Consider the following 25,585-nt stretch of genomic DNA (forward strand, 5'->3'; position numbering starts at 1 on the left):
GTGGGCGCTCAACCGGTGCGCTCGGCACCGCTGCGCCGGGGCCGCAAGAACAAGCGCGAACCGATCAAGCCCGCCGAGAGCGCGCCGGCACCGGAGCAACTCGACGAGAACACCGCCGAAGCCGAGGCCGTTGAGAGCGCTGTGGAGCCCGCTGAGGCCGCCGAGGAAACTGCCGAGAGCACCGCCGAACCCGCCGGGGGCACCGCCGAACCCGCCGGGGAATCCGCGGTCAGCTACCGCGAACGCCGCGCCAAAAGGCAGGGTTCGACGCCGAGCCGGCAGGTGGAACGTCGCGCGCGAGTGGGTCGCGGAGCAGGTGGCAAGTGGGTCGTCGCCGGTGTGGTGTGCGCGCTGTTCATCGTCGCGTGCGTCGTCGCGTCGACCTTCTTCGCCGTCGGAACCAGTCGGCTCGATCACCACAACGAGCTGCGAGCGTCGTACTCGGGCTTTGCGCGTCAGATGACCATCGACCTGACATCGCTCAACCCCGGCAACGTCGACAAGGCGTTGCAGACAGTGCAGGACAAGACGAGTGGCCCTGCGCAGCAACGGATCAAGCAGTCCATGGCCCAGGTGACCGACCTGATCCGTACCCAGAATCAGACCGTCACGTCGTCGGTGATCACCGACGCGGTCACCAAGGCGACCGACGACGAGGGCTCGGTGATCGTCGTGTACGGGTGGGAGATGAAGTCGCAGGATCCCAAGCAGGAGACCGTTATTCAGACGTTCCGCTGGCGAGTGGACATCACACGGATCAACGGTGATCTCAAGATGACCAACTTCGAGTGGGTGGTCTGATGGCGACCGCAATCACGACGCGACGCCTCGTCGGAGTGGGACTCGCCGTCATCGCGGTGGCGTGTGCCGTGCTGACCGGGTTTCTCGGATTCAGGTACTTCGACGCTCGTGCCACGGAGGACTCGCGTGAGTCATCACTGTCTGCGGCAAGGGATTACGCGACGACGATGTTCGGCTACGACCCGGTGAACGTCGCCGATCACGTGCAGCGGTCCAAGAACGTCGTCATCGGATCGGCGAAGACCGAGTACGACAGGCTGATCGCGCAGCCGCTGCCCGACGACAAGGACAACTTTGTCGAGGGAGTGCGCAAGCAGCGCGTCGTCTCTCAGGCCGTCATCCAGGACGCGGGCGTCGTGACCAACACACGCGACACCTCGACGGTGCTGCTCTTCATGAATCAGTCGGTCAGCCGCAACGGTAAGGACCTCGTGCGGGTGGACCCGAGCCGACTGACGTTCTCGATGGTCCGCCACGACGACACCTGGATGATCGAGAAGATCGAGATCATCACCGACGACTCGTTCCGCAGTCGTATCGAGCAGACATCGACTCCGCCGGCAGGTGCGGTCCCGCTCCCCGGGCCGTCATCGGCAAGTCCGGCACCGAGTCCGTCGCCTGACGCTCCCACCGAATCGTCGGCACCACCCGCTGGTTAGTGGTAACACCCCTTTGTGCGGACGAGCCAAATCTGTCCGTGGACTTCATGTCCGGAGGACATGGTGTAGGTCACTCCGGCATAGATAGTGTCGTGTGGCACACAGCAGGGCGGCGTCGAGCGGCTAGTTCCGCGAATTAGCGCCCGCCGCAACGACTTTCGTGATGAAGCACGATGCAGTCCTCGAATTCAGGCACCTATCGGTGATGTCGTCGCACCTGTTGTGCAGCGCCAACAGATTCGAGAGAGGTTCGTGTTGATGTCGGAAGTGTCCAATTCGGAATTGCAGGGTAAGCGCATTTTCATCACCGGTTCTGCGCGCGGTGTCGGGCGGGGAATCGCCGAGCTGGCGATCAGCCGCGGCGCCCAGGTGGTGATCAGTGACTTCGACGAGGACGCGGCTCACAAGACAGCAGCCGATCTGAGTGCGGCAGGCGTAGCCAATTGCGACGTGACCGACGAGGCGAGCGTCGTCGACGCGATCGCTCGGGTGCAGGAACTGCTCGGCGGGCTGGATGTGCTGGTCAACAACGCGGGCATCGAGATCGCGGCACCGCTCGCAGTGCAGTCGACGGACAGCTTCGACAAGATCTTCGCGGTGAACGTCCGTGGACCGTTCGTGGCCACCAAGGCTGCCGTGCCCGCGCTGGCCGAAAGCAAGGGCAACGTCGTCAACATCGCATCGGTCGCGGGGGTCGGCGGAAGTCCGCTGCTCGGCTCGTACTGCGCCACCAAGGCGGCGCTCATCCAGCTCACCCGTGTGTTCGCGGTCGAACTCCGTCAGACCGGAATTCGCGTCAACGCCGTCTGTCCCGGATTCGCGGATACGTCCATGGTCGACCGGCTCGCCCCCGAGTTCGAAGCGGCGACCGACGCCCCCTTCGGTGACCTCGTCGCCGCAAAGCAGGGACGTCTCGGAACCGTGGAAGACATCGCGGAGGTCGCGTGCTTCCTCGCATCAGACCGCGCGAGTTGGGTAACCGGAAGCCACTATGTGCTCGACGGCGGGCTCACCGCTTCCCTTGTCTGACTTCGTATTTCGACTCACTCCGACCTATACGTAGAAAACGTCCCACCAGTAGAGAAAGAGGACCAACTCATGTCACAGAAGCTGGACGGCCGCGTTGCCGTTGTCACCGGAGCGGGCGCAGGACTCGGCGCCGCAATCGCCAGACGGTTCGGAGAGGAGGGTGCGCGTGTGGTGGTCTCCGACATCAACGCCGACGCCGCCAAGTCGGTCGCGTACTCGATCGACGGCGCTATCGCGTGCACCACGGATGTCACCGATGAGGCGCAGGTGCAGCAACTGATCGCCGACACGCAGGAGCATTTCGGCGGGCTGCACATCATGGTTCCCAACGCGGGGGTCGGTTCCGTGCAGCCGATTGCGGAGATGTCGTACGCGGACTGGCGCAAGACCACCTCGGTCAACCTCGACGGCGTGTTTCTCTCGATCCGCTACGCCGCACCGGCGATCATCGCGTCCGGCGGAGGGTCGATCGTGACGATCAGCTCGATCACCGCGACCGCGGGCTCCGCGCTGATCGCGCCGTATGCCGCGGCCAAGGCTGCAGTACGCAACCTCACCGAGACCGCAGCCGCGGAGTTCCGGGCGCACGGAATCCGGGTCAACGCCGTGCTGCCGGGCTTCATCGATACGGAACTGGTCACCACCGCGGCTCCACTGTTCGAAGCCGCCCTCGGACTACCCGAAGGCGGCTTCGACGCAGTCATGGCGCAGAAGCAGGGACGCTACGGAACGCCGGAAGAAGTAGCTGCTGCGGTGACCTTCTTTGCCTCGGACGAATCGTCGTGGTGCAACGGCAGCAGCCTCGTGCTCGACGGCGGATTCGTGAGCTCGCTGCTGTAAACCCGAGCCTGGGACTCGAGTCAGGAGACCTGATAGCCCATCGGCATCATCGTCGACTTGTGTTCGACGAACGACTCGAGTCCCTCTGGCCCGCATTCGCGGCCGATGCCCGAGCTCTTGAAGCCACCGAACGGTGAGCCGGGGTCGATGGCGTAGAAGTTGATCCCGAAGGTGCCGGTGCGGATCTTCTCGGAGATCTCGATGCCGCGCTCGACGTCGGCGGTCCACACGGTGCCCGCCAGACCGTAGTCGGAGTCGTTGGCGATGGCGATCGCGTCGTCGACGTCGTCGTAGGTGATGACCGACAGCACCGGGCCGAAGATCTCTTCCTGGGCGATCGTCATGTCGTTGGTGACGTCGGTGAAGATCGTCGGGGTGAGGAAGTAGCCGGAGTCGAGGCCCTCGGGGCGGCCGCCTTCGAGGGTCGCGGTGGCTCCCTCTTCCTTGCCCTTGGCGATGTAGCCCTCGATCTTCTCCAACTGGCGCTTGTTGATGACGGGTCCGAGCTGGCTGTCGGGTTCGCTCGGCAGGCCGACCTTCATGGCGTTGGCTGCCTCGACCATTGCCGCGACGATCTCGTCCTTGCGGCTCGCGGGCACCAGCACCCTGGTCTGCGCGACGCACGCCTGTCCGGTGTTGAACAGGCCGAGGAAGACCATCATGCCGATGTTGTTGATGTCGACGTCATCGAGGACGATTGCCGCCGACTTGCCGCCGAGCTCCAGCGAGCAGCGTTTGAGCGACTCGGCACACGCGGCGCCGATCTGCCGACCGGCGGCCGTCGACCCGGTGAACGTGATCTTGTCGACGTCCGGGTGCGCGACGAGTGCTTTGCCGGTGTCCGGTCCGCCGGGGATGATCGAGATGACTCCCTCGGGAACGCCTGCCTCGGTGAAGATCTCGGCGACGGCGTTGGCCGTCCGCGGTGTCTCCGGTGCAGGTTTGAGCACCACTGAACAGCCGGCCGCGAGTGCTGCGCCGAGCTTGTTGCAGACGAGGAAGAGCGGGACGTTCCATGCGGTGATCGCGCCGACGACCCCGACCGGTTCACGCGTGATGCGCGTGGTGCCGAACAGGCCGTTGCGGTACTCGATCCAGGCGTAGTTGCGTGCGGCCTCGGCGTACGAGCGCAGCACGCCGGTGCCGGGCAGCTTCTGCAGCATGTCGACGGCGCTCGGCGGGGCGCCCATCTCCGACGACACCAGAGCCGAGATCGCTTCTGCGCGTTCGTCGATGATGTCGGCCACGCGATCGAGCACGGCTGCACGGTCTTCCGGAGACTTCTGCGACCACACGCCAGCATCGAAGGCGGCGCGAGCGGTACGGACAGCCGTGTCGACGTCGACCTCGTCGGCGAGCGGAACGGATGCGACTCGCTCGCCGGTCGCGGGCGAGAACACCTCGAGGATCTCGGTCGAATGGGGCTTCACCCACGTGCCGCCGATGTAGAGCTCGGTCCGGTCGTCGGATGTGCCTGCCTCGTTCGAGGAACGAGGTTCGACGGTCTGGGTCATGCGTGCTCCTGAAGTTGGTACCCGATGTTTCCCTCGACTCCGCTGTGCTCTGGAGATTGCTGAACACTCTTCGGGGAGGGGCGCGGACAGGTGTGAACCACCGCACATCCAATACTAGAACACGTTCTAACTCTGGTGTCGAGATCAGGAATCGAAGGCGATGCGGGCGGCGAATCCCTCGACGGCGTCGTCGAGTATCGCGATCCGCGCGGGGGTGTCGGGTGCTTCGAGGAGTGACTGTCGGTCGGCGGCGCCGATCGGAAGGCGGGCTGCCCAGCCGAAGAGCCCGGCGTCGTCGAGGTCGGCGTCGTCGAACGAAGGCAGGTCGTCGGGGATGGGTGTGCCACGCCGGGTGTAGGCGTCGACGACGATCTCACGGATGCGGACTCCGAGCGCGATCGAGTCGGCACGGGCCGCGGCGTTGGTCTTCGGCTCGTTGAGGACTGACACTTCGGCGCGCGGGTACGGATCGTCGGGCAACCATTCGGTCACCCGGAAGCGTCTGGTGCCGACGCAATGGACGTACGACAGTCCGCCCGGGTCGCGGCTCACGCGGTCGATTGCCGCGAAGGTTCCGACGTCGTGGCGCACATCGCCGCCGCCGACCTCCGAACCGCGCGCGATGAGAACGACACCGAAACGTGGCGGTCCGTCGGCGACGGCGAGGCAGTCGTCGAGCATCGTTCGATAGCGCGGTTCGAAGATCCGCAGCGGAAGCACCTCACCCGGCAGCAGCGCTGTGCCGAGCGGGAACATGGGTTGTGCGCTCATGTTCACACTCTCCGTGTGGGCAATCGTCTATCCGGTGTGAAAGGGATTGTCAGGCAGAGGGTTTCGCGTCGAGGACGACCTCGAACTCGAGAAGGTCTGCGCCGCTGGCAACCGGCTTCGCGCGCTCACCCGAATGAGCCTCGCGTGCGGGACCGGCAGCCCATGCCTGGAAATCCTCTTCGGTCTCCCACTGCGTGACGACGAAGTAGCGGTCGTCGCCCTTGACCGGGCGCAGCAACTGGAATCCGAGGAAGCCCTTCGAGCCGTCGACCGAGTGCGCGCGGTGTGCGAAGCGCTTCTCGAGTTCGGGCCCTGAGCCCTCGGGGACATGGATCGCGTTGATCTTCACAACAGTCATGTCCTCAGCCTAGTTCGGAATGTCTGTGCGTCGGATTAACCTCATTCACTGTGACTGCATATTCGACGCCCGAGGCGGGATATCCGACGTCGGAGGCGGGGTATGTGACGGCTGAGACGGGCCTGCTCGATCACGGCGGTCCGGACCGGGGCCTCGATGCGCAGCAGTCGGCGGACGCGCTCGGTGTTGGGCCGATCGTGCTGCTCCACGGACTCATGGGGCGTGGCCGCACCTGGCGGCGGCAGATTCCCTGGCTACGTAGGTACGGCCGGGTGTTCACGTTCGACGCCGCATTTCACACCGGAGCCGACGCCGCGCTCATCTCCGATCCCGCGGAGGTCTCCACCGAACGATTCGTCGCCGACCTCGCCGAGATCCTCACCTGGATCGACCTCGGACCCGCTGTGCTGGTTGGACATTCGATGGGCGCGCTGCATGCGTGGTGCGCCGCCGCGGAGTACCCCGAACTGGTCAGCGCGCTCGTCGTCGAAGACATGGCGCCGGACTTCCGTGGCCGCACCACCGCCGAGTGGACGCCCTGGTTCGACTCTTGGCCCGACCGGTTCAGCTCACTCGGACACGCCAGGCAGATGTTCGGCGACGTCGCGGGACGGTATTTCTACGAGGCATTCGACGACGGCGCGTTGCACGGTCAGCTCGCAACCTGGGCCGCGATCGCGCAGGAGTGGGGTGAACGCGACTTCTGGGATCAGTGGCGCAGCGTTCCGGTGCCGAGTCTGCTGATCGAAGCCGAGCACACCGTGACGCCCGAGGGGCAGATGCGGAAGATGGCGTCGATCAACGACCACTCCGCTCACATCCAGATCAGCGGCGCAGGTCACCTCATACACGACGACGCCCCGGAGGTCTTCCGGGGCGCCGTCGAAGCGTTTCTCTCTGCGTTGCCGTATCGGTAGCTGCTCAGGGAGCGGGCGGCGCGATCGGCTCGTTGACGATGCGACGGAACGCGTGCACCTGGAACAGTGCGGCGAGCGGTGCCGACACGATCAGGCCGATGCCGCAGATCAGGGCGCCCACGAGGTTGGTGAGCCACACGATGATCAGGGTCAGGATCGAGTCGCCGATCCTGTTGGTGGTGACCCTGAACGAACGAGTAATGGCGTCGCCTGGCGATTTGCCCTCACTGATCGTCGCGAGGACAGCGAACTGCAGGAGGAATCCCGCGATGAGGCCGCCGATACCGATGCACAGGGAGGCGACGCCGGTGATGAGTCCGACGAGGATTGCCGTGCCGATGACGGGGCCGAAGCGGATGGGCACCAGGAACGATTTGGCGTCGACGGATTCTCCGTTGGCGACACGTACCGCGCCGGAGAGAATCGCTGCTTCGATGTACAGCAGGATCAGAAGCCCGATGATGTAGATGGCGATGAATGCGGCGAGCCCTCCGGCGCTGATCGACGTGGTCTCGTAGCTGTAGCTGGTGCCGCCGTATTCGGAGCCGCCGAGTGTTTCGGTGGTGGTGGTCGTGTAAAGCGACGAACCCCAGACGATCAATGACCAGAACACAAGTGCTACGAGAGCCATGATCACGCCGGGCAGAATCATCGGGCCGGGGTTGGCCTTGAACTGGCTCCATGCCCAACTGAAGCTCTCGCCGACGCTGAACGGGGTGCCAGGAGCGCCGGGTGCGGGTGCGGCCGGGTAACCGGGTGCGGCACCGAACTGGCCGGGAGGTGGCGTACCGCCGGGGGGAACCGAACCCGGCTGCGGTTGCCCGTACTGGGGCTGGCCGTACTGGGGTTGGCCGGTCGGCGGCTGGCCGTACTGGGGTTGGCCGGTCGGCGGCTGGCCGTACTGGGGCTGGCCGGTCGGGGGCTGCCCGTACTGAGGCTGCCCGTACTGGGGCTGCCCGTACTGGGGTTGCCCGTACTGGGGCTGGCCGGTCGGCGGCTGCCCGTACTGGGGTTGACCGGTCGGGGGCTGGCCGGTCGAGGGCTTGCTGAGGTCGGGTTGCCCGTATTGAGGTTGGCCGGGTGCGGGTTGGCCATACTGGGGTTGTCCGTACTGGGGTTGGCCCGGCGTGGGGTTCGTCCCGTATGGCTCATTCGGGTTGGATTCGGAAGGCGTCGATTCGTTCGGCGGCTCAGTCATCAGGCAAAGCTAGCAACCCTTGGGGCTCAGTTGAAGAGTACGAACGACATATTGCTGGCCGTGTCGTGGTCCGGCTGATCTGCCGCTTGGGCGAGGGGTGTGCTCAGCCCGCCTCGCCTGCCAGGCAGAAGCGGCCGTCCGAGGTGATTTCGACCAGGCCGTCGACGAGAAGTGAGTCGAGAGCCCGGTCACGCTGTGCTGTGTCGGTTGTCCAGACGATGTCGAGTCGGTCGCGGACGACCGGCCCCTCGGTGCCGCGCAGAACGTCGAGTAGCAGTCCGCGGACCTGACGGTCGGTACCCGCGAACTTCTGCACGCGCTTGGGCGGGCCGGTGTGGGCGGGTTTGCCCGCCTCGACCCACGCGCACGACAGCGGGCACCGCGCGCAGTCGGGGTTCCGCGCCGTGCAGACCAGGGCGCCGAGCTCCATCAGTGCGGCGCTGAAACGCGGCGTCGACGACGCATAGGAGCCGTCGGGATCGCGGGGCAGCACGGCCTCGGCGTCGGCGAGATCTCTCTTCGACGGATTGCCGGGCTCGGCACGCCCGTGGACAGCACGCGCGAGAACGCGCCGGACGTTGGTGTCGACGACGGGAACCGACTGGCCGTAGGCGAAACAGGCGACTGCCCGGGCGGTGTAGTCGCCGATGCCCGGCAGAGTGAGCATCGTCGCGACGTCGTCGGGGACCCTGTCGTCGTGATCGGCGGCGAGCACCCGCGCGCATTCGTGAAGGCGCAGTGCACGACGCGGATAGCCGAGCTTTCCCCACGCCCGCAGGACGTCGCCGGGCGACGCGGCTGCCATCGCCGATGGGACGGGCCAGCGTCGGACCCACGCACGCCACGGTTCGACGACGCGGGCCACGGGTGTCTGCTGGAGCATAATCTCGCTGATGAGAATCTGCCAGCCCGAAAGCCCTGGTTCGCGCCATGGCAGGTCGCGCTCATTGGCGTCGAACCAGCCCAGCAGCACTTGAGGTGGCAGACTAAACGACATGATCGGATTGACCCCGAAACAGGCGTGGGACGTTCTGCGCGAAGGTAACCGGCGCTTCATCAACGGAGAGTCTGAGCATCCCAGTCAGGGTATCGAGGACCGCGCGCGTCTCGTCGCAGGCCAGCACCCCCACGTCGTGTTGTTCGGCTGCGCCGACTCGCGACTGGCGGCGGAGATCATCTTCGACCAGGGTCTCGGCGACATGTTCGTGGTTCGCACTGCGGGCCACGTTGTGGACTCGGCGGTGATGGGCTCACTCGAGTACGCCGCGGAGGTGCTCGAGGTGCCGCTCGTCGTGATCCTCGGTCACGACAGCTGTGGAGCGGTCAAGGCGACGCTCGACGCTCTCGACGACCTGCAGATTCCCGGTGGCTACATCCGCGACGTGGTCGAACGCGTCACGCCGAGCATCCTCGCGGGTCGCAGCGAGGGGCTGACCAGGGTCGACGAGTTCGAGGCGCGACACGTCGTCGAAACCGGCCGCTTGCTGATGCAGCGCAGTCGGATCATCGCCGATCGGGTGGCCAACGGAAAGCTGGCCATCGTCGGACTGACGTACGCGCTCAATGAGGGAGCCGTTCAGTTGCAGGGTGCCTACGGCGACATCGGCCAGAGCTACGTCGAGATCGATACTGCTGGAAATGGCCACAAGGGCGCACACGAAGCGTCTCCAGCTGTCGCACATGAAGTGTCTCCAGCTGTCGACGAGGCCGCGTCTGCGTGACGCTCACGCGGCTCGCGGATCACGCAGCTGAAGTCAACCTTTAGACTTTGCGCCGGTCAGGCGCGTTTTTCTCAGCGACACGCCGCTTCGGGTCAGCCGTCGTATAGAACGTGGCCGTTAGCGTGGATGCGTGATCGAACCGCAGGGCCCGTTGCCATCTGAGATCTATTGGCGTCGTCGTATCGTCGCCGGTGGTGTCGGTGTGGCCGTGCTTGCCCTGGTCATCGGTTTGATCGTGTGGACCACCTCCGGAGGCGACAAGTCGCCGTCGAAAGCCGCGTCGTCGTCGTCGATCTCGACAACGACGACGCCCGCGTACGGATCGTCGGAGTCGTCGGAAGCCCCGTCCGGTGGGGCAGGCAACGGTGGCGGCGGTAGCGGCGGAAACAATGCTGCGGGCGTGTCCGGTCAGCCGGGAGCGTCGCAGGCTTCCGGAGACGTCCCGGCTCCCGCGACGGGAGTGAACGGGACTCCGCTGTGCCCCGACCAGAACATCGCCGTGGTGCTCTACACCGACAAGCCGACCTACACGGTCGGCGATCAGCCGGTGTTCACGATCGTCACCACCAACGCGGGTCTGACCGCGTGCACCCGCGACGTCGGGAAGGCCGCGCAGAATGTTGTGGTGAGGACACTCGACGGCACGCGCACGCTGTGGTCGGCGCAGGATTGCTCGCCGCTGAAAGACGTGAACAACGTCGTGCTGCAACCGAAGCAGCAAGCCACGGACACCATCACCTGGTCGGGTACGACGAGCAACCCCGGCTGCGACAAGCCGCGCGTCCAGGTGCCGGTCGGGTCGTATCAGGCGATCGGCAAGATGGGCGAGAAGGAATCGGCGCCGATCACGTTCAACGTCGTGGCGCCGGCGCAGCAGTAGCGTCCTGCGGGTTCAGCCGGCGACGCCAGTGCCGACGCTCTGGGATCGGTATCCCTGCTCTCGATGGCCGCACCGACCTCAACGATGGCCGTGCGGATCATGTCACCGTAGGCATCGTCGGACAGCGCTGCCGCGTGCCGCTCTGCGGTGCGAATGTGCTCGGCCGCGGCGTCGAATGCGCTCAGGCGGCGGAGATCGTCGGCGATGTTGAGGTGCAGGCTCGGGTAGAAGCCTGCGACACGAAGTCCGTCGTGATGTTGCCCGGTGCGCTCATCGGTGAGTGCTGCAGCGGCGTCGAGCGCGCGGATGTCCCAGACCAAGGCTTGCGCGGGATTGTCGTAGAGGTCGGCCAGGTAGTGAGCCAGGGTGCAGCGGTGGAACGGATCGCCCGCGGCACCGATGCGGTCCCAGATCTCGAGTAGATCGCGCTGCGCCGACGCCGCGTCACCCGTGTGCCCGAGGGCGACGGCTTTGCTGATCGCATCCATCGTCGGGTCGGTTGTGGTGGTTGCGTCCATCGTGTCCATGCGCTCCTTCGGTTCGGGGGTCAGTTGGGCCTGCAGGGCATGACGAGCGTCGTGAGGTCGCCGTCGTCTGCTGAGCGAACGGTGGCCGGCTGATCGGTAGAGCGAAGGTCGAGGATCACGTCGCTGCCGAGTGCGTTGCTCAGCGCCGGGTACAGGGTGGTCAGCTCGAACCAGATTGTGATGTCGTGGCCCGTCGACGTGCCGTCGAGTCGTGTGGATTCGTCGGGCAGGAGCAGGATGGCCCGGCCGTCGGCGACACGCAGACCGACCTTCTCCGATGCTCGCTCCAGGGCTTTCAGGAACTGTCGGGTCCCGACGGTGACGCGATGCGTCGGAGGGGCGAGAGAGTCGAGTAATGCCGAGCGATCGGGGAAGTCTGCGGTCAGCAGGCGGCAATGTGTCGCGTTGCCGTCGGCCGCGCGTAAATCGAGGGTCGTGGCGCAGGCGTCAAGCGTCACTGACGGACTGCGGCGCAGCAGGGAGGTCGACGCCGCGAGGTCTTCGCCGGCGACGGTCGCCGCCCAGGGGTGGTCCGCCGTCGGCAGACGGCTCCCCACCAACGTTCGGGTGGTCAGCCGATAGCGATCGGTTGCGGTCAGCGAGATTCCGTCGGCGTCGACCTCGACGCGTACGCCGCGCAGGACAGCGAAGTCGGGGTCGTCGGCGGTGGAGGTCAAGACTTGATGGACTGCCGCAGCGAGGACCGGGCCAGCGACCGCGCAGAGTGGGTGGCAGGCTGCATCGTCGAGCGAAGCTTTGAGAGTTGTTGCGGCACGGGCGATCTCGTCGGCCTCAGCGTTGACCTTGGCAACCTGCTCGTCGATGAGCTTCGTGGCCTGCTCGGCGGTCGCCTCGAAGAACCGATTGATTGTCGGCAGGGGCATCCCGATTGCACGGAGCCCGCGCAGCCGCGTGGCGCGCGTCAACTGCGACCTGCTGTAGAACCGATACCCAGACGCCGGGTCGACGCGGTGGGGGCGGAGCACGTCGGCGTCGTCGTAGAACCGCAGCGCACTGGTCGTGATTCCGGCGAGCTCGGCGAACGCGCCGATCGACATCAGTTCCGTGTCATTCACTCGAACATCATCGAGTCTCGACCCACTCGAAGGTCAAGGCGGCTCTGGGCCGAGGTGGATCGGCTAGTCGAACCGCTCGATGCTGGTCTCCGCGAGCCGCGACAGTCCTTCACGGATATGCCTGGCCCAGATGCCGCCGATGCCTTCGATGGCTTGCAGGTCTGCGGCCGACGACGCGAGAAGCGCCTGCAGCGTCCCGAAGCTGCGCACGAGGCGGTCGATGTGTGCGAACTGCAAGCGCGAGATGCCCGCGAGAAGGCGGTAGCCGCGAGGACTCATCGCGGTGTCCTGCGCCTCGATCGTCGTCGGGTAACCGAATGCGCCCGCGAGGAGGGAAAGATCGAGGAGGTCGGCGTCGGACAGCGCTTCGATCGCCTCGATGCAACCGCGTACCTCTTCGGTGGTCGCGGGCTCCGGGCTGGCGTAGTAGTCGCGGACCAGCAGTTCACGCATCGTGTCGTTCTCGGCGATGAGCTCTTCGAGCTGCAGGCTGACTTGTCGGCCGTTGACGCCGAGTTCCAGGACGTAGTCGTCGATTTCGGCCGAGACCCGACGCACCATCTCCATGCGTTGGGCTGTCGACATCGCGTCGCGGAGCAGTACGTAATCTTCGATCTCGGCGCGCGACAGCGCAGCGCTGACGTCATCGAGCCGCGCCTTGTAGCGTTCGAGCGTCGAGAGCGCGACGTTGGCGCGCGAGAGGATCGGGTCGGGGCTCTCGACCACCTTGCGGAGTCCGTCGACGTAGACGCTGACGATCGACATCGACGCACTCACCGAGATGACCGGATGCCCGGTCTGGATCGCTGTGCGCTCGGCCGACCGGTGCCTCGTGCCCGACTCCTCTGTCGGAATCGACGGGTCGGGCACGAGTTGGACGTTGGCGCGCACGATCCGCTTACCGTCGGTGGACAGCACCACGGCCCCGTCCATCTTGGCCAGTTCGCGTAGACGTGTCGGGGCGAACTCGACGTCGAGGTGGAACCCGCCGTCGCAGATCTTCTCGACGTCGGAGTCGTGTCCGATGACGATGAGCGCACCGGTGCCGCCGCGCAGGATGCGCTCGAGCCCGTCCCGAAGTCCGGTCCCCGGCGCGACGCGAGCGAGCGTCTCACGCATCAGTTCCGAGCGTGTTCCAGGCTCGGTTCGCGCGGTGTCGCTCATGGCTTGCGTCCCTTCTCGCGGCCGCGAGTGAAGGTCACGGTCCGTCGCAGACTAGGGTAACCGCACGTGAAACGTGACTTCGTGGTGCCCACCGACCTCGACCCGCTGCAACGCCACCCGAAAGCGGCTGCACCTGGGGAGCCGATCCGCATGCACAATCCGCTGTGCTTCGGCTGTGGCGCCGAGTCAACGCAGGGACTGCATCTCGAGGTGCGCGCGGCCGACGGGTTCGCTGTCGAGACGTCGATGCTTGTCGAGCCGCGATTCGAGGGCGGCCCCGGTGTGATCCACGGGGGCATCCTGTCGACGGCGATGGACGAGGTGATGGGGACCGTCCCGCTGCTGATCGGACCGTCCGCTGTCACGGTGCACCTCGAGGTCGACTTCGTCGCCCCGGTCCCGATCGGTTCGACGCTGTACCTGCGGGCCGACATCCTCGGTAGGCAGCGTCGCAAGGTCTACGTCGAGGCCGTCGGCCATCTCGGCGACCCCTCGCAGCCGGTCGTCGTCGGCCACAGCATCTTTGTGACCATCGACGCACGGCAGCACTTCGCCGAGCACGTCGAGAACAGCGCGATGGCCGACGAGTACAAGCAGCGCATGTCGCGCCCGTGATGTCGAATACTCCGTGAGCCTCAGAACGGTGCGCGGGACACATCTCTGATCGTGACCGCGCTGATGGCGTCGGAAATACCCGACACTCGCGTCACCCGGATGCCCTTGGGTAGCGGGTCGTCGGAGCCCGCGGGGATGATCGCGTGCGTGAAGCCCAACCGTTTGGCCTCGGCAACCCGACGTCCGACCGCCGAGACCCGACGAACCTCTCCGGCCAGGCCCACCTCGCCGATCGCGACGGTGGTGCGCGGCGTCGGCTTGTTCGTGACGAAGGAGTTCACCGCGAGCGCGATACCGAGGTCGGCGGCGGGCTCGGTGACCTTCATCCCGCCGACCGTCGACAGATAGATCTCCTTCTCGCCCAGCGGCAACCCTGCCCGACCCTGCAGCACGGCGAGGACCATCGCGGAGCGTGCGGAATCCAGACCGGACACCGCCCGCCGTGGGTTGGCCATCTTGGACTCGGCGAGCAGCGCCTGGATCTCGCCGACGAGCGCGCGCTTGCCGTCCATCGCGACGATCGACGACGATCCGCTCACATCCGAATCATGTTGGTGGACAAAGATTCCCGACGGGTCGGAGACCTGATGGATGCCGTCGGAGCGCTGCTCGAAGCAGCCGACCTCGTCGGCGGAGCCGAACCGGTTCTTGATGCCACGCACCATACGCAACGACGTGTGGCGGTCGCCCTCGAACGACAGCACGACGTCGACGAGATGCTCGAGTGAGCGCGGTCCGGCGACGTTGCCGTCCTTGGTGACATGCCCGACGAGGATGACCGCGATCCCGCGATTCTTGGCCAGCGAGACGAGTGCCGTTGTGACAGCCCTGATCTGCGTGACACCGCCCGTCACGCCGTCGGTTCCGGTCGCGACCATGGTCTGCACCGAGTCGATCACGAGTAGTGACGGGCGGACGGCGTCGACGTGGCCGAGGACCGTGGCGAGGTCGGTTTCGGCTGCGAGATAGACGTTTTCGTGAACCGCGTCGGTACGTTCGGCGCGCAACCGGACCTGCCCTGCCGACTCCTCGCCGGTGAGGTACAGCGCGATACGCCCGCCGCGTGCCCAATGCTTGACCGTTTCGAGAAGCAGCGTCGACTTTCCGACGCCCGGCTCGCCCGCGAGCAGAATCACCGATCCGGGCACGACGCCGCGCCCGAGAACACGATCGAATTCGGCTATGCCCGTGGGGATTGCGTTCGACGACGCCGCGTCGACCTGGGTGATCGGAACAGCCGGACTCGACGGCGCGACAGCGCTGTGCGCGGCGGTCGCGGCGGGAAGTGCGGCCACCTCGTCGACGGTGCCCCACTCGCCGCACTCTGGACAGCGCCCCACCCACTTCGCGACGGAATGGCCGCACGCGGAACAGCGGAACGTCGACTTGGGTTTTGCCACGAATCTGAGCCTAGGTCAGGCCACCGACACGTCTCGGCATGCCGACCGGGATGTGTCGGGAGGGGCCGTGACGCTCACCCATTTCCCTCCCGCTCATTGAATTCGATAAGCCGGAAGGAAGCCGGTGAGCGTGAACCGCGGCCAACGCGAGCGGAGCTGCGAAAGGAGTCAGTTGGGCAGGACGTTCGGTGCGTCTTCGGCGTGCTCGTCGGCAGGTGCCTCGGCCTCGCGGACCTTGTCCTGGCGGGTGAGCAGCGTGCCGGAGTCGACGGGAGTGTCGACGGTGACCGAGCCGACCGGGGAGGTGGAGCCGTTGGCGGCGACCTTCTCGAAGGTGAAGGTCAGCTTGGTGGTCAGCCCGACAGCGACTGACTTTCCGGTGCCGTCGAGAGTCGCGGACATGCGCTTCTCGTCGGTGATGCTCGAATCCTTGACGAGGGCGGCGGGTTCGCCCGCGCGCAGCGCCTTGCCCGGCTGGAGGTCGTAGCGGTCCTTGAGGGTGACCGTGCCCTGCTCGGCAGTCACGTTGGTGAGCCGGTAGGTGTCGATTTCGCTCTGGTTGGCGATCACCCAGGACAGCTCGAAGGGGCCGCCGTTGTCGAAGACCGACGCAGCGTTCTGCGTGGGGTAGACGATCTGCACGTCGCGCAGTTCGATGCTGCCGAGGCTGGCGTTGTTGCCGTTGACGGCGGGCAGCTGATTCGACGTCTGCGAGATCTGTCCGGCGCCACAGCCGGTCGTCCCGAACGCGATCGCGATTCCGACTGCTGCGATGGCTGTGGCTTCGGCGAACCGACGCACACGACGAGTCGGATGGCTCGACTCACTCCGAGTTGTCCCACTCCGAGTTGCCTCATTCTGCGATGACACAGACACCCGTTCCTCCCAGGTAATCGAAAGGCCGAAATCGCTTGGCGCGAACCCTGCACTACGCAGCGTAGTGGGCGGGCGTGCCAAAAGCCCGACGGGGTACCGGATTGGTATCTGCGAGCCGGATTTCGCGTGCCTCGAACGCGGGCGGGCGGGGCGTCGAAAACACTCTCGCAAGGAGCTGTGGAGCGAGCCCTTGCGCGTTGTCGTCGAGGCTGTTATGGCCTCACCCGCTCACCTGCTGCAACGGTGAAAGTCGGGGGCTCCCGGCCTAGTAGTAGTGCCTTGACCTGCACCGTTGGATGTGACCCAAATGACCCCCGTGCTAGACTGGGCCTACTCGAAAGGGGCACGGAACATTGAATTTCAAAGTTGGCGACACCGTTGTCTACCCCCATCACGGTGCTGCCCGGGTCGAAGACATCGTTACCCGGACCATCAAAGGTGAGCAGATCGAATACCTCGTTCTGAAGGTTGCCGATGGTGATATGACAGTCCAGATTCCCTCGACGAAGCTCGAGTATGTCGGCGTCCGTGACGTCGTAGGCGAAGAGGGACTCGACCAGGTGTTCCAGGTGCTGCGGGCGCCCCACACCGAGGAGCCCACCAACTGGGCCCGCCGTTTCAAGGCCAATCAGGAGAAGCTGATCTCCGGCGACATCATCAAGGTCGCCGAGATCGTGCGCGACCTGTGGCGCCGCGAGCAGGATCGTGGCTTGTCCGCTGGCGAGAAGCGCATGCTGACCCGCGCCCGTCGCGTGTTGGTCGACGAGCTCTCGCTCGCACAGAACACCGACGACGAGAGGGCCACCAGCATCCTCGACGAGGTGCTGGCCGCGGCGTCTTGACGCCGACCGGCTACTGATCGACGTGGCCCAAGGGACCAAGCCGATATTCGGCGGACCGTTGACCAGCGTCATCATCCCTGCGGCCGGTTCGGGTACCCGACTCGGACTCGACCAGCCCAAGGCATTCGTCGATCTCGGCGGATCGACGATCCTCGAGCGTTGTGTCGACGGCGTCCTCGACGCTGACATCAACGCCGAGGTCGTCGTGGTCGTTCCCGCAGATCTGGTCGAGCATGCTGCAGCGCTCGTCCCGTCGGCAGTTGTTGTGCCCGGTGGTGCGCACCGTTCCGAATCGGTGCGTGCCGGTATTGCGGTGAGTGGCAACACCGACATCGTGCTCGTGCACGACGCCGCGCGGCCGTTCACACCTCCCCGCGTTTTTCGCGCGGTCGTCGATGCCGTACTCGCCGGCCATCGCGCTGTGGTGCCCGGACTGCCGGTGGCCGACACACTCAAACGCGTCGACGCTTCTGGCCGGGTCCTCGACACCGTCGACCGCGAACCACTTCGCGCCATTCAGACGCCACAGGGTTTCACCCGCGACGCGCTGATCGCAGCGCACGCAGACGACTCCGGCCTCGCCACCGACGACGCCGGACTCGCCGAGCGCATCGGCATCGACGTCCACGTCGTCGCGGGCGACCCGCTGGCCTTCAAGATCACCACGCCGTGGGACCTACGCATCGCGCGCGATCTGGTGCAAGAGGTCGCACGATGAGATTGCGCACGGTGACAAGACGGTGCTCGATGAAACGACGCCCGATGACTGCAGGAGTTCCTCGATGAGAGTCGGCATCGGCACCGACGCCCACGCACTCGACCCGACCGTTCCGTGTTGGATGGTCGGGCTGTTCTTTCCCGACACGCCCGGATGTGCCGGGCATTCCGACGGCGACGTCGGTGCGCACGCGCTGTGCGACGCCCTGCTGTCGGCGGCAGGGCTCGGCGACGTCGGCTCCGTATTCGGTACCGGACGGCCCGAATGGGACGGGGTGTCGGGCGTCACGATGCTTGCGCACGTCTCCCAATTGCTCGCCGACGACGGGTTCGTCGTGGTCAACGCCGCTGTGCAGGTGATCGGGAACACACCCAAGATCGGTCCGCGACGTGCGGAAGCGCAGCAGGTCCTCGGCGACGCACTCGGCGCCCCGGTGTCGGTGTCGGCGACCACAACCGACGGTCTCGGGATGACCGGCCGCGGCGAGGGAGTGGCTGCGGTGGCGACGGCGCTGGTGACCGAGGCGGTTCCGACCCTGCTCACCGGGGCGGAGCCCACGCGGGGCGACCGGTAGAATCGCACGTCGTGACCTTGCGCCTACATGACACCGCTGCTCGAGAGGTGCGCGACTTCGTGTCGCTGCACCCCGGCCGAGTGACGATCTATCTGTGTGGCGCAACGGTGCAGGGCGTTCCCCACATCGGTCACGTGCGCAGCGGCATCGCATTCGACGTGCTGCGCCGCTGGCTGGAGTACAAGGGAGACGACGTCCTGTTCGTCCGCAACGTCACCGACATCGACGACAAGATCCTGCGCAAGGCCGCCGAAGCGGAGCGGCCGTGGTGGGAGTGGGCCGCGACGCACGAGCGCGAGTTCTCGAAGGCGTACGACGCACTCGGGGTGCAGCCGCCGTCGGCCGAACCGCGCGCGACCGGCTTCGTGACGCAGATGGTCGAGTACATGGAGCGACTCATCGCGCGCGGACACGCCTACGCGTCGGACGGCAATGTCTACTTCGACGTCCGGAGCCTCCCCGATTACGGCGCGCTGTCGGGACAGAAGCTCGACGACATGCACCAGGGCGAGAGTGCGGGCACCGGCAAACGCAACCCGCAGGACTTCACCCTCTGGAAGGCCGCGAAACCAGGCGAGCCGTCGTGGCCGACGCCGTGGGGTCCGGGACGGCCCGGCTGGCATCTCGAATGCTCGGCGATGGCGACGTCGTTGCTCGGTCCCGAGTTCGACATCCATTGCGGTGGAATGGATTTGATCTTCCCGCACCACGAGAACGAGATCGCGCAGGCGCACGGCGCGGGCGATCCGTTCGCCCGGTACTGGCTGCACAACGGCTGGGTGACCATGGGTGGCGAGAAGATGAGCAAGTCGCTCGGCAACGTCGTATCCATCCCGGCGATGCTGCAGCGCGTACGGGCCGTCGAACTGCGCTATTACCTCGGAAGTGCGCACTATCGGTCGATGCTCGAGTACTCCGACGGCGCGCTCACCGAGGCTGCTGCGGGATATCGGCGTATCGAATCCTTTGTGGGACGGGTTGTTTCGCGCGTGGGACAGGTGGCCGTCGGACAGGTGCACCCCGACTTCGCCGCGGCGCTCGACGACGATCTCGGCGTGCCCGCCGCGTTGGCGACGATCCACAACGTCGTGCGCGAGGGCAACACCGCTCTCGAAGCGGGCGACGGTGCCGCCGCGCTTGCCGCGGCAGAGTCGGTGCGCGCGATGATAGGTGTGCTCGGCGTCGATCCTCTCGACGAGCATTGGTTGGAAGGCTCCGACGAGACCGATGCGATGTCGGCGCTCGACGTACTGGTGCACGCGGAACTCGGTCGGCGCGCACAGGCGCGTGCCGACAAGGACTGGGCGACGGCCGATGCTGTGCGAGATCGCATGTCGGAGGCCGGTATCGAGGTCACCGACACCCCAGACGGCCCCACCTGGGCGCTCAAGGGCAAGTAAGCAATTCAAGCGGACGGGACGACAACGATGGCCGGAAACTCCAAACGCCGTGGCGCAGTGCGCAAATCGGGCAGTAAGAAGGGGCAAACCGTCGGCTCCGGTGGGCAGCGTCGACGCGGTCTCGAAGGCCGTGGCGCGACACCCAAGGCCGTCGACCGGCCGTACCATGCCGCACACAAGAAGGCGAAGGCTGCCGGGAAAAGTGTTGCGGGACGGCCGAATCCGCGTCGCAAAGACGACGGACCGGAGTACGTGCTCGGCCGCAACCCGGTACTGGAGTGTCTGCGCGCGGGTGTTCCCGCGACGGCCCTCTACATCGCGGTCAACAGCGAACCCGACGACCGCGTCGCCGAATCGGTGAAACTCGCAGCGGACAAGGGCATCGCGATCCTCGAGGTCGGTAAGCCCGAACTCGACCGCATGTCGGCCAACGGCCTGCATCAGGGCGTCGCGCTGCAGGTGCCCGAGTACCAGTACGCGCACCCTGACGACCTCATGCGCGATGCCATGGAGTCGGGCACCCCGCCGCTTCTCGTCGCGCTCGACAACATCACCGATCCGCGCAATCTCGGCGCGGTGATCCGTTCGGTCGCAGCATTCGGTGGGCACGGTGTGGTGATTCCGGCGCGCCGCAGCGCGAGTGTCACGGCGGTCGCCTGGCGGACCAGTGCGGGCGCGGCGGCGCGGCTGCCGGTCGCGCAGGCCCCGAATCTGACCCGCACGCTCAAGGAGTGGGCCGAGACCGGCGCGCAGATCGTCGGCCTCGACACCGAGGGCGACGTGACGCTCGACGACTACGACGGCACCGGTCCGACCGTGATCGTCGTCGGCTCGGAGGGCAAGGGGTTGTCGCGGCTCGTGCGCGAGACGTGCGACTCGATCCTCTCGATTCCGATGGCGGGCGACGTCGAAAGCCTCAACGCGTCGGTCGCCGCTGGTGTGGTGCTCGCCGAGTTCGCGCGCCAGCGCCGTCAGCAGTAGCCCGACAGCGCGTGTCGCATCGGACCTGTGTGACCGTGGTCTCCCGACGTTCGTTAGGTTGGGGCAATGACGTTGATCGAGACCATCGTGACCACGACCGACGGATTGGTCGGGGGCCGCAGGGGAAGGCGCGCTCGACGCGGAACCATCAGCTGGAAGGGCATCCCGTTCGCGGCTCCTCCCGTCGGCGAGGGCCGCTTCCGTGACGCACAGCCGGTGGCGCCGTGGCCTGGCGTGCGCGACTGCACGGCATTCGGCAATGCCGCCGTTCAGGAACGTCGATTCACGGCGACCGGTCCCGGCCGCTACGCCCCGACCAGCGAAGACTGCCTGACACTCAACGTCTTCTCTCCCGAGGAGCAGTCGTCGACGCCGCGCCCGGTGATGGTCTTCATCCACGGCGGCGCATACATCCTCGGCACCGCGGCGACTCCGCTCTACGACGGCTCGGCGCTCGCACGCACGCAGGACGTCGTCGTCGTCACCGTGCAGTACCGCTTCGGGGCGTTCGGGATGCTCGATTTCAGCGGGTATTCGACGCCGGATCGCACCTTCGACGAGAACCCGGGCCTGTCGGACATGCTCGCCGCGCTGCGCTGGGTACAGCGCAACATCGCGGCATTCGGCGGCGACCCGGACAACACGACGGTGTTCGGCGAGAGTGCGGGCGGATCGGCGGTGCTGACGCTGCTCGCGACGCCGGAAGCCAAGGGTTTGTTCGCGCGCGCGATCGCCGAGAGCCCCGCACCCGAACTCGTCGTGAGCAAGCCGAGCGCGACAACGTTCGCCGACGAGTTCCTGCGCCTGCTGCGCGACCCGGAGCGTCGCAGCGCAGACCTCGACGACCGCGGTGACCCGATCGATCCCGTCGCTGCGCGCGCACTCCTCGACGGCGCGAGCACCGAGGACATCTTCCGGGCGAGCAATCGGCTGATGCGCTTCGCCTCCAGGGCGCAGACCCCGGAACCGGTACCGTTCGCACCCGTCGCGGGCAGCGCGCTGCTGCCGAAACTACCGGTCGACGCGGCGCGAGCAGGCGAAACACATGCGGTTCCGCTGATCGTCGGCGGCAACCGGGACGAGGGCAAACTCTTCGAGAAGCTGTGGAACATGCTTCCCGACGCCGAGCGCATGCTCCTGCGCGTCGAGGACGAGGGTGCCCGCGAGCAGATCTCCGCGCTCTATGCGGGTCCGGGCGAACGGCTGAGACTGTCGGCCGACGCGACCTTCTGGGCCCCAGCGGTGGCCTACGCCGACGGGCACAGTCGGGTCGCGCCGACCTACACCTACCGCTACGACTTCTTCACCAAGGTGCTCGACAAGCTCGGCGTCGGAGCGACGCACGCGACCGAACTGTTCGCGGTGTTCGGTGCCTACCGCTCGGCTCTCGGTGCACCGCTGAGCGTCGGGGACTGGCGTGCCGTGGCGCGTGTGACCGCCGACGTGCAGTCGAGGTGGGGAGCCTTCGCGCGCACCGGCGTCCCCGGCGACGACTGGCCGCGCTACTTCGAGGACGACCGCGAGATCCTGGTCATCGACCGGAGCGATCACGTCGAAGCCGATCCCGACGGCGAACGCAGACTCGCGTGGCATCGGGGGACCGGCCTGATCGTCGACGATGGCCTGATCGAGTCAGAGTTCGACGCTGCTCGGGGGATCTGACGCCAGGTAGGTCAGCACCAGCGGGTTGAACAGGTGCGGCGACTCCAGCGGCAGGATGTGCGTTCCGGGGAGGACGGCGAGCCGTCCTTTCGGCAGGGTCGCGGCAAGGTCGACGGCGTGCTCGACACGCACGATGCCGCAGTCAGCGGCGATGACGAGGGTCGGGGCTGCCACCGACGCGAAGTCGGTGCTCTCGAAATCCGGCTCGAAGCGCAGCATCGCGACGGTCTTGTCGAAGACGACGTCGGATTCCGCGTCGTCGTGCAAAAAGCTGTCCCGTAGGCACGCGACGACTCCCTCGTCGTCCTCGTCGAAGCGGTCGGTCAGTGCGGAAACCGTGAGTCCGCGACGATTGACGTAGCTACCCGTCATCACGATTCTGGCGACGAGGTCGGGCCGACGTTGCGCGATCATCAACGCGATCACGCCACCGTCACTCCAGCCGACGATGTTCGCGGGGCAGCGCACGACGTTCTCCAGGTAGGCGATGACCTGGTCGGCCATCGACGCGAACGTGTAGGGGCGGGGATAGTCGGGACTGTGGCCGTGGCCGCTGCGCTCGGGCACGAACAGGCGCAGGCCTGCGTCGGTGAAATCGCCGAACTGTGCGCCCCAGCTCGACGCCGACGAGAACGAGCCGTGCAGGAGCACGGTGGGCGGACCCATCGGGTCGCCACCTTGAAAATGCCACAGCAGATCGCCGTTGATGTCGACGAATGTGCCCCCGTCGACGCGGTCACCCACACTCGGCGGGACGTTGCGGAAGTGCGTGTCGATCATCCGCTCGATTCTCCGGCCAACCCTCCCAGGCGGCGACAACTGCCGTTGAACATGCGGCCCATGCTTCCAGAAGCTGCGGGGGGTTTGGACACGGAAAGGCCTCGAAACTGCAACGGCGGCACACATGCTGCAGGTCGCCGGTCCCGACGCTGACACGCTGATATGCGTTCGCTGACAGCCAGATCAGAGCAGCATTAGCCTCGAACGTGCAAGTGCTTCCGGCAAGATTATTCAGGCGAGACAGGTGGAGTTCCCGTCACGGGGGATTGGGTGTGCAGAGTGGGCATGTGCCGTCGCATTGTGGTGATCGCCGCGGCATTGTGTGCCGTGCTGTCGTTGTCCGGGGTCGGCGACGCGTTGGCAGCGCAGGGCGATACGCCACCGCCGCTGGGTCTGTGGTCCATCGGGGCGGCTTCCGATATCACCTTCGCGGGCCAGCAGTCGCAGGTCAGTTTGTCGATTCCGGTGCCGCAGAACCTGGCGCCGGACAAACTGCGCGGGTTCACCGACGTGCCGCCGTTCGTCACCGGCGGGACGGTCGATGTAGTGCAGGGTGACCGGGTGATCTCGCGGACGCCGATCAATCCGGCGCCGAACTCGCCGATCGAACTGTCGCTGGCGGGCGTACGAGTGGCCCGCAATGCCGCCGACATCACGCTGCGGGCGTATCTGACGGTGAGCGGAATCTGCCAGTTCGACCCGGACAACGCCTTCCGCATCCGCGACACCACGCTCTCGTTCACCGGGCGCGAGGCGATCCCGCGTAGCGTCGCCGAGTTCCTTCCCCCAATCCTGCGCAAACTCACCGTCTTCGTGCCGCAGCAGCCGACGACCGCCGAGGCGTCGGCCGCGGTCGGTCTGGCGACATCGGTCGCGTCGAACTACGGCACGGCCGACTTCGACATCGACGTCGCATCCCTGGGTGCGGGCTCGCTCGTGCCGAGCGGTCAACCGGATTCGCTCGAACGTCAGATCGTGATCAGCAGTGCGGCGCCCGCCGGGCTGAGTGTCGAGAACCAGAACGGTGCCGCCTACCTCGTGATCGGTGGTCCGGCCAACGAGCTGACGAACCAGGCGCGAGCTCTGACCTCGAATCTGTCGGCGATCGCGCAGAGTTCCTCCGCGGTAGCCGGTCCGCTGCACGACGCCCCGCAGTTGACCCCCGAGGTGCAGACGTTGGCTGATCTGGGCATCACCGATCAGATCGTCACGTCGTCGGCGTGGCCGTCGATCACACTCGGGATCGACCAGACCCGCCTGGGCAGGCCGTCGAAGGACATCCGTGTGCAGCTCATCGGGACGGCGACACCGGCGGCAAACGGATCGTCGCCGGTGGTGTCGGTGCGGCTCGGTGATCGTGTCATCGCGACGATCAAGCCCGACGGTTCGGGCGCGTTCAACCAGTGGGTCGACCTGCCCAACAATGCGTTGAGCAGGTACAACGGGTTGATCGTCACGCTCGAACGGGGCGACGTCAAAGAGGGCTGCGGCAACGGAACCCGCGGGTCGCTGAGCGTCTCGGCGGCCGGCGAGATACGAAGTTCGCCTGCTGATCCGCCAGTCCCGGCAGGGCTGGGGTCACTGCCGCAGGCGCTGATGCCGCGCACACAACTCGCGTGGACCAAGGGCGACGTCCCCGACGTCGCGCGTGCGGTCTCGATCATGACGACGATGCAGCGGTTGTCCGCGGTGCCGCTCGGCGTCGACGTGGTGTCGATGTCCGACGCCGCGTCGTCGACACAGCCCGCGGTCCTGATCGCCGCCGACGGGCAGGGGCTCCCCGATGGCGTCGCGCTGCCGGTGACGCAGAAGTCGGGGACGGTCACCGTGCATTCGTCGTCGGGCGCCGAATCGAAGGTCACGCTGAATCCGCAGGTGCAGTTCGGCTCGCTGCAGGTGACGCGGTCCGACGACCGCAGCATGCTGGTCGCGAGCTCGACCAACGATGCCGCCGACCTCGACGACCTCCTGCGCTGGTTCACCGGCAACGCCTCGGACGCGTCCGGCGACGCCGCGCTGAAGATCTCGGGGCGCGACCCGATCACCGTCGACGCCAACGCAGTCGCGCACGACGAGACGTCGAACGATCATCCGCTCGGGTGGCTCGTCGTCGTGGCGGTGATTCTGGGAGCCGTGATCCTGTTCCTGATCGTCGCCGCAGGACTCAAGCTGCTACGGCGTCGACACACCGGTGACGACAGCGCGCAATGACCGTCACCGAGGCACCCGCGGATTCCTCCGGCGCGTCGTCGGAGGAATCGCGGAGCGCGGGTAGGTCGATT

26 protein-coding genes are annotated in these 25,585 nt (G+C 66.4%); 15 read left to right on the forward strand and 11 right to left on the reverse strand.

What is annotated here, in order from left to right; genetic code table 11:
• The 4 genes from GOSPT_RS07545 to GOSPT_RS07560 all read left to right on the forward strand — a co-directional run bounded on the left by GOSPT_RS07545 (nucleotide 1) and on the right by GOSPT_RS07560 (nucleotide 3,329).
• Nucleotides 1–801, forward strand: a complete 801-nt coding sequence (locus GOSPT_RS07545; protein WP_231894777.1) for an Rv1363c family protein — start codon at nucleotides 1–3, stop codon at nucleotides 799–801.
• Nucleotides 801–1,460, forward strand: coding sequence for a hypothetical protein (locus GOSPT_RS07550; RefSeq protein ID WP_005204773.1), 660 nt, complete (start codon nucleotides 801–803; stop codon nucleotides 1,458–1,460). Before GOSPT_RS07545 ends, GOSPT_RS07550 begins: the two co-directional genes overlap by 1 nt.
• Before the next feature lie 258 nt (nucleotides 1,461–1,718).
• On the forward strand, nucleotides 1,719–2,489 hold the full coding sequence (locus GOSPT_RS07555; RefSeq protein ID WP_005204775.1) for an SDR family NAD(P)-dependent oxidoreductase: 771 nt from the start codon (nucleotides 1,719–1,721) through the stop codon (nucleotides 2,487–2,489).
• Between the two features lie 69 nt (nucleotides 2,490–2,558).
• Nucleotides 2,559–3,329, forward strand: coding sequence for a glucose 1-dehydrogenase (locus GOSPT_RS07560; RefSeq protein ID WP_005204778.1), 771 nt, complete (start codon nucleotides 2,559–2,561; stop codon nucleotides 3,327–3,329).
• A gap of 20 nt (nucleotides 3,330–3,349) precedes the next feature.
• On the opposite strand, the gene GOSPT_RS07565 is transcribed toward GOSPT_RS07560, so the two are convergent.
• The 3 genes from GOSPT_RS07565 to GOSPT_RS07575 all read right to left on the reverse strand — a co-directional run bounded on the left by GOSPT_RS07565 (nucleotide 3,350) and on the right by GOSPT_RS07575 (nucleotide 5,972).
• On the reverse strand, nucleotides 3,350–4,843 hold the full coding sequence (locus GOSPT_RS07565; RefSeq protein WP_005204780.1) for an aldehyde dehydrogenase: 1,494 nt from the start codon (nucleotides 4,841–4,843) through the stop codon (nucleotides 3,350–3,352).
• 144 nt (nucleotides 4,844–4,987) lie between these two features.
• Nucleotides 4,988–5,599 carry an LON peptidase substrate-binding domain-containing protein gene (locus GOSPT_RS07570; RefSeq protein WP_005204782.1) on the reverse strand — a complete coding sequence of 204 codons (612 nt, stop codon included), beginning with the start codon at nucleotides 5,597–5,599 and terminating at the stop codon, nucleotides 4,988–4,990.
• Nucleotides 5,600–5,663: 64 nt separating this feature from the next.
• Entirely contained in the window at nucleotides 5,664–5,972 is a 309-nt protein-coding gene (locus GOSPT_RS07575) for an antibiotic biosynthesis monooxygenase family protein (protein WP_005204783.1), read from the reverse strand.
• Between the two features lie 50 nt (nucleotides 5,973–6,022).
• Here GOSPT_RS07575 and GOSPT_RS07580 point away from each other — a divergent pair, with 50 nt between their 5' ends.
• Nucleotides 6,023–6,889 carry an alpha/beta fold hydrolase gene (locus GOSPT_RS07580; RefSeq protein WP_005204785.1) on the forward strand — a complete coding sequence of 289 codons (867 nt, stop codon included), beginning with the start codon at nucleotides 6,023–6,025 and terminating at the stop codon, nucleotides 6,887–6,889.
• Between the two features lie 4 nt (nucleotides 6,890–6,893).
• On the opposite strand, the gene GOSPT_RS07585 is transcribed toward GOSPT_RS07580, so the two are convergent.
• Both GOSPT_RS07585 and GOSPT_RS07590 read right to left on the reverse strand, forming a co-directional pair.
• On the reverse strand, nucleotides 6,894–8,087 hold the full coding sequence (locus GOSPT_RS07585) for a hypothetical protein (RefSeq protein ID WP_005204786.1): 1,194 nt from the start codon (nucleotides 8,085–8,087) through the stop codon (nucleotides 6,894–6,896).
• Between the two features lie 103 nt (nucleotides 8,088–8,190).
• Nucleotides 8,191–9,084 carry an iron-sulfur binding domain-containing protein gene (locus GOSPT_RS07590; protein WP_039855136.1) on the reverse strand — a complete coding sequence of 298 codons (894 nt, stop codon included), beginning with the start codon at nucleotides 9,082–9,084 and terminating at the stop codon, nucleotides 8,191–8,193.
• Here GOSPT_RS07590 and GOSPT_RS07595 point away from each other — a divergent pair.
• Together GOSPT_RS07595 and GOSPT_RS07600 are read left to right on the forward strand one after the other, a co-directional pair.
• Nucleotides 9,083–9,808, forward strand: coding sequence for a carbonic anhydrase (locus GOSPT_RS07595; RefSeq protein WP_005204789.1), 726 nt, complete (start codon nucleotides 9,083–9,085; stop codon nucleotides 9,806–9,808). The two genes, GOSPT_RS07590 and GOSPT_RS07595, sit on opposite strands and share 2 nt — an antisense overlap.
• Before the next feature lie 130 nt (nucleotides 9,809–9,938).
• Nucleotides 9,939–10,688, forward strand: a complete 750-nt coding sequence (locus GOSPT_RS07600; protein WP_005204790.1) for a hypothetical protein — start codon at nucleotides 9,939–9,941, stop codon at nucleotides 10,686–10,688.
• Here GOSPT_RS07600 and GOSPT_RS07605 read toward each other — a convergent pair.
• The 3 genes from GOSPT_RS07605 to disA all read right to left on the reverse strand — a co-directional run bounded on the left by GOSPT_RS07605 (nucleotide 10,613) and on the right by disA (nucleotide 13,455).
• A complete protein-coding gene (locus GOSPT_RS07605) occupies nucleotides 10,613–11,215 on the reverse strand; it encodes a hypothetical protein (protein WP_005204792.1) in 603 nt (200 codons plus the stop codon). The genes GOSPT_RS07600 and GOSPT_RS07605 overlap by 76 nt on opposite strands.
• Nucleotides 11,216–11,235: 20 nt before the next feature.
• Nucleotides 11,236–12,291, reverse strand: coding sequence for a DNA polymerase III subunit beta family protein (locus tag GOSPT_RS07610; protein WP_005204794.1), 1,056 nt, complete (start codon nucleotides 12,289–12,291; stop codon nucleotides 11,236–11,238).
• 63 nt (nucleotides 12,292–12,354) lie between these two features.
• Complete coding sequence (gene disA / locus GOSPT_RS07615) at nucleotides 12,355–13,455, reverse strand: DNA integrity scanning diadenylate cyclase DisA (RefSeq protein ID WP_005204795.1); 1,101 nt, start codon at nucleotides 13,453–13,455, stop codon at nucleotides 12,355–12,357.
• A 66-nt stretch (nucleotides 13,456–13,521) separates the two neighbouring features.
• Here disA and GOSPT_RS07620 point away from each other — a divergent pair, with 66 nt between their 5' ends.
• Nucleotides 13,522–14,070: a PaaI family thioesterase gene (locus tag GOSPT_RS07620; protein ID WP_005204798.1), complete on the forward strand. Its 549-nt coding sequence runs from the start codon at nucleotides 13,522–13,524 to the stop codon at nucleotides 14,068–14,070.
• Nucleotides 14,071–14,090: 20 nt separating this feature from the next.
• Here GOSPT_RS07620 and radA read toward each other — a convergent pair whose 3' ends face one another.
• Nucleotides 14,091–15,470 carry a DNA repair protein RadA gene (radA, locus tag GOSPT_RS07625; RefSeq protein ID WP_039855138.1) on the reverse strand — a complete coding sequence of 460 codons (1,380 nt, stop codon included), beginning with the start codon at nucleotides 15,468–15,470 and terminating at the stop codon, nucleotides 14,091–14,093.
• 168 nt (nucleotides 15,471–15,638) lie between these two features.
• The gene (locus tag GOSPT_RS07630; RefSeq protein WP_005204803.1) at nucleotides 15,639–16,271 is read right to left on the reverse strand and encodes a copper chaperone PCu(A)C domain-containing protein; all 633 of its coding nucleotides are present in this window, start codon (nucleotides 16,269–16,271) and stop codon (nucleotides 15,639–15,641) included.
• A 428-nt stretch (nucleotides 16,272–16,699) separates the two neighbouring features.
• Between GOSPT_RS07630 and GOSPT_RS07635 the strand changes: the two genes are divergently transcribed.
• The 6 genes from GOSPT_RS07635 (at nucleotide 16,700) to GOSPT_RS07660 (ending at nucleotide 22,523) form a co-directional block, all read left to right on the forward strand.
• Nucleotides 16,700–17,188, forward strand: a complete 489-nt coding sequence (locus tag GOSPT_RS07635) for a CarD family transcriptional regulator (protein ID WP_005204805.1) — start codon at nucleotides 16,700–16,702, stop codon at nucleotides 17,186–17,188.
• 22 nt (nucleotides 17,189–17,210) lie between these two features.
• Complete coding sequence (gene ispD, locus GOSPT_RS07640; protein ID WP_005204807.1) at nucleotides 17,211–17,906, forward strand: 2-C-methyl-D-erythritol 4-phosphate cytidylyltransferase; 696 nt, start codon at nucleotides 17,211–17,213, stop codon at nucleotides 17,904–17,906.
• Nucleotides 17,907–17,970: 64 nt separating this feature from the next.
• The gene (gene ispF / locus GOSPT_RS07645; protein ID WP_005204808.1) at nucleotides 17,971–18,480 is read left to right on the forward strand and encodes a 2-C-methyl-D-erythritol 2,4-cyclodiphosphate synthase; all 510 of its coding nucleotides are present in this window, start codon (nucleotides 17,971–17,973) and stop codon (nucleotides 18,478–18,480) included.
• A gap of 11 nt (nucleotides 18,481–18,491) precedes the next feature.
• Nucleotides 18,492–19,880: a cysteine--tRNA ligase gene (gene cysS / locus GOSPT_RS07650; RefSeq protein ID WP_039855140.1), complete on the forward strand. Its 1,389-nt coding sequence runs from the start codon at nucleotides 18,492–18,494 to the stop codon at nucleotides 19,878–19,880.
• A 27-nt stretch (nucleotides 19,881–19,907) separates the two neighbouring features.
• Nucleotides 19,908–20,861, forward strand: a complete 954-nt coding sequence (rlmB, locus tag GOSPT_RS07655) for a 23S rRNA (guanosine(2251)-2'-O)-methyltransferase RlmB (RefSeq protein WP_005204812.1) — start codon at nucleotides 19,908–19,910, stop codon at nucleotides 20,859–20,861.
• A gap of 66 nt (nucleotides 20,862–20,927) precedes the next feature.
• Complete coding sequence (locus tag GOSPT_RS07660; protein WP_005204814.1) at nucleotides 20,928–22,523, forward strand: carboxylesterase/lipase family protein; 1,596 nt, start codon at nucleotides 20,928–20,930, stop codon at nucleotides 22,521–22,523.
• On the opposite strand, the gene GOSPT_RS07665 is transcribed toward GOSPT_RS07660, so the two are convergent.
• A complete protein-coding gene (locus tag GOSPT_RS07665) occupies nucleotides 22,494–23,303 on the reverse strand; it encodes an alpha/beta fold hydrolase (RefSeq protein WP_005204815.1) in 810 nt (269 codons plus the stop codon). The two genes, GOSPT_RS07660 and GOSPT_RS07665, sit on opposite strands and share 30 nt — an antisense overlap.
• 285 nt (nucleotides 23,304–23,588) lie before the next feature.
• Here GOSPT_RS07665 and GOSPT_RS07670 point away from each other — a divergent pair, with 285 nt between their 5' ends.
• Nucleotides 23,589–25,514 carry a hypothetical protein gene (locus tag GOSPT_RS07670; RefSeq protein WP_039855142.1) on the forward strand — a complete coding sequence of 642 codons (1,926 nt, stop codon included), beginning with the start codon at nucleotides 23,589–23,591 and terminating at the stop codon, nucleotides 25,512–25,514.
• Nucleotides 25,515–25,585: the final 71 nt, after the last annotated feature.

The organism is Gordonia sputi NBRC 100414 (genome assembly GCF_000248055.1).
In the GTDB taxonomy this organism is placed as follows: Bacteria; Actinomycetota; Actinomycetes; order Mycobacteriales; family Mycobacteriaceae; genus Gordonia; species Gordonia sputi.

Excerpts from the sequence above, each read along its gene's own strand:
- GOSPT_RS07560 (WP_005204778.1), top strand. The coding sequence starts at position 2,559 with ATGTCACAGAAGCTGGACGGCCGCGTTGCCGTTGTCACCGGAGCGGGC.
- GOSPT_RS07660 (WP_005204814.1), top strand. The coding sequence starts at position 20,928 with ATGACGTTGATCGAGACCATCGTGACCACGACCGACGGATTGGTCGGG.
- GOSPT_RS07550 (WP_005204773.1), top strand. The coding sequence starts at position 801 with ATGGCGACCGCAATCACGACGCGACGCCTCGTCGGAGTGGGACTCGCC.
- GOSPT_RS07565 (WP_005204780.1), bottom strand. The coding sequence starts at position 4,843 with ATGACCCAGACCGTCGAACCTCGTTCCTCGAACGAGGCAGGCACATCC.
- disA (WP_005204795.1), bottom strand. The coding sequence starts at position 13,455 with ATGAGCGACACCGCGCGAACCGAGCCTGGAACACGCTCGGAACTGATG.
- GOSPT_RS07670 (WP_039855142.1), top strand. The coding sequence starts at position 23,589 with ATGTGCCGTCGCATTGTGGTGATCGCCGCGGCATTGTGTGCCGTGCTG.
- ispF (WP_005204808.1), top strand. The coding sequence starts at position 17,971 with ATGAGAGTCGGCATCGGCACCGACGCCCACGCACTCGACCCGACCGTT.
- GOSPT_RS07595 (WP_005204789.1), top strand. The coding sequence starts at position 9,083 with ATGATCGGATTGACCCCGAAACAGGCGTGGGACGTTCTGCGCGAAGGT.
- GOSPT_RS07575 (WP_005204783.1), bottom strand. The coding sequence starts at position 5,972 with ATGACTGTTGTGAAGATCAACGCGATCCATGTCCCCGAGGGCTCAGGG.
- GOSPT_RS07585 (WP_005204786.1), bottom strand. The coding sequence starts at position 8,087 with ATGACTGAGCCGCCGAACGAATCGACGCCTTCCGAATCCAACCCGAAT.
- GOSPT_RS07605 (WP_005204792.1), bottom strand. The coding sequence starts at position 11,215 with ATGGACACGATGGACGCAACCACCACAACCGACCCGACGATGGATGCG.
- GOSPT_RS07665 (WP_005204815.1), bottom strand. The coding sequence starts at position 23,303 with ATGATCGACACGCACTTCCGCAACGTCCCGCCGAGTGTGGGTGACCGC.
- GOSPT_RS07570 (WP_005204782.1), bottom strand. The coding sequence starts at position 5,599 with ATGTTCCCGCTCGGCACAGCGCTGCTGCCGGGTGAGGTGCTTCCGCTG.
- rlmB (WP_005204812.1), top strand. The coding sequence starts at position 19,908 with ATGGCCGGAAACTCCAAACGCCGTGGCGCAGTGCGCAAATCGGGCAGT.
- GOSPT_RS07590 (WP_039855136.1), bottom strand. The coding sequence starts at position 9,084 with ATGTCGTTTAGTCTGCCACCTCAAGTGCTGCTGGGCTGGTTCGACGCC.
- GOSPT_RS07555 (WP_005204775.1), top strand. The coding sequence starts at position 1,719 with ATGTCGGAAGTGTCCAATTCGGAATTGCAGGGTAAGCGCATTTTCATC.